The 1,085-nt window shown below is 56.9% G+C and carries 1 protein-coding gene and 3 tRNA genes; all 4 read right to left on the bottom strand.

The features are described 5' to 3' along the window. Window positions 1–411 (bottom strand): phage terminase small subunit (locus tag ACWFQ8_RS33590; RefSeq protein WP_453790046.1); only part of this gene is annotated, 411 nt, incomplete at its 3' end. Window positions 412–525: 114 nt separating this feature from the next. After that, window positions 526–597, bottom strand: a tRNA-Asn gene (locus ACWFQ8_RS33585). Window positions 598–687: 90 nt separating this feature from the next. Beyond that, a tRNA-Met gene (locus ACWFQ8_RS33580) sits at window positions 688–760 on the bottom strand. Between the two features lie 112 nt (window positions 761–872). After that, a tRNA-Ala gene (locus ACWFQ8_RS33575) sits at window positions 873–942 on the bottom strand. Between the last annotated feature and the right edge of the window lie 143 nt (window positions 943–1,085).

Here is a 1,085-nt window from a genome sequence, read left to right as displayed (position 1 = left end):
CTCGGTCCACAGTGTCTTGCCGGGATCGATCGAGATCCTCAGTCGGCGACGAGTGGCTTCGGTAGTCAGGAAGTCCTCAAGAGAGGAGATGGCTGAAGCAGCCGAGTCGAGGTTAAGCCGGTACTGGTCTGGGAAGTCAGCCTCATACTCACCCTTGTAGAGCATCGACGAGATGAACTCACACACGTACTTGAGCTGAGCCCAGTCTGAGGGCTCGAAGTACATGGCCTGAGGGGAGCTGCTGTAACTCATGAAGAGCTGACGAACAATCGGATGCCACGTGTGGTCAACCGAAGGCGTGGCCTTAACTGGGCCAGGAGCACTAGAAAGCTCCATGGTCTCGACCAGATCCTTATTCCGCCTTCGTCTCATCTTGGGGTCCTTGGGCGGGGGACCGCTTCGGGTAGTCATCGTGCACCTCCTTCATCCATTCACGCTTTTCTCTGGATCGTCGTTTGCCTTTGTCCTCGTACGCATACGTAGGAGTGGCTATTTGGTAGGGACAAGCCCTCATCATTCTCATTGCTGGTCTGACAGGATTCGAACCTGTAACCGTCCGGGTAACAACCGTGTGCTCTGCCGTTGAGCTACAGACCATCAGGGGAGCGACCCCCCTTTCGTGAACCTACCTAGTCTTTCACTAGAGCCTTGGTGGGCGTGCCTCCGGACAGCACAAAGGTTCACTAGTTGGCACGGCTGGATTCGAACCAGCGACTTCCGGGTTATGAGCCCGGCACTCTGACCACTGAGTTACGTGTCAATGAGTTAGCGGTAGTCCGGATTCGAACCGGTCTGGTGTGACCCAGCTTTCGGCTTACTAAGCCTCCCCTGATCGCGCCTGGTTACTGAGATCAGGACTCCGTACCGCTAAGTTGGTGATGCCGGATTCGAACCGACGCACATTGGGGCGCGACCCCTGCTCTACCGCTGAGCTAATCACCATGGATGTGAGGGCGGGGCCGCCTCGCCCGCTTTGCTTTATCCCGCTCGGCTCATGCCGGGAACCCTCTCGTTGATCATCCTGGATTTGAACCAGGGCCCTCCGCCTTATCAGGGCGGTGCTCTAACCTGACTGAGCTAATGAC

Source organism: Streptomyces sp. NPDC055254, assembly GCF_053606025.1.
Note: the sequence above shows the minus strand (reverse complement) of the source record. Positions and strands in the feature narration are given on the sequence as shown.